We start from the raw sequence: 486 nt of genomic DNA, 5'->3' as shown, positions 1-486 counted from the left end.
CGGCCGCCGCCGCCGTTGCCCGCCCGCCGGAGCGGGCGCTGTCCGAGGGCCAGGCGGCGCTCGGCCGGCGCGACTTCGCCGCCGCCGAGGCCGCGGCGCGCGAGGTGCTCGCGGTGCGCGGCACCCCGCGCGCCTATGACGCCCGCTTCCTGCTGGCGGATGCCGAGTTCGGCCAGCGCAACTGGCAGGATGCCGCGGTCGCCTATGGCGAGGCCTACAAGGCCAATGCGAAGGGCAGCCGGGCGCCGGAGGCGCTGATCGGCTTCGGCACCTCGCTGGCCAACCTCAATCAGAAGCGCGAGGCCTGCGACGCCTTCGCCCTGGTGCAGAGCGAGTATCCGCAGCTGCGCGGGGCGATGAAGGAACGGCTCGAGGCCGGCCGGCAGCGCGCGGGCTGCCGCTGACGGCGATGCCGGTGGGCACCCCGGCGCCGGCCGGGCCCGCGGCGGATCCGGCGGCCGCGCCGCCGCGGCGCGATGCGCAGGC

General features: G+C 78.2%; 1 protein-coding gene. It reads left to right on the top strand.

Features of this window, described 5'->3' with window-relative positions; genetic code table 11:
• On the top strand, positions 1–404 hold a 404-nt coding region (locus E2C06_RS36950; RefSeq protein ID WP_133293438.1), incomplete at its 5' end, for a tetratricopeptide repeat protein.
• Positions 405–486 lie beyond the last annotated feature (82 nt).

The sequence above is a fragment of the Dankookia rubra genome (genome assembly GCF_004355005.1).
Taxonomy (GTDB): Bacteria; Pseudomonadota; Alphaproteobacteria; order Acetobacterales; family Acetobacteraceae; genus Paracraurococcus; species Paracraurococcus ruber_A.
The sequence above is the reverse complement of the archived record's forward strand: the minus strand, read 5'-3'. Positions and strand labels throughout refer to the sequence as shown.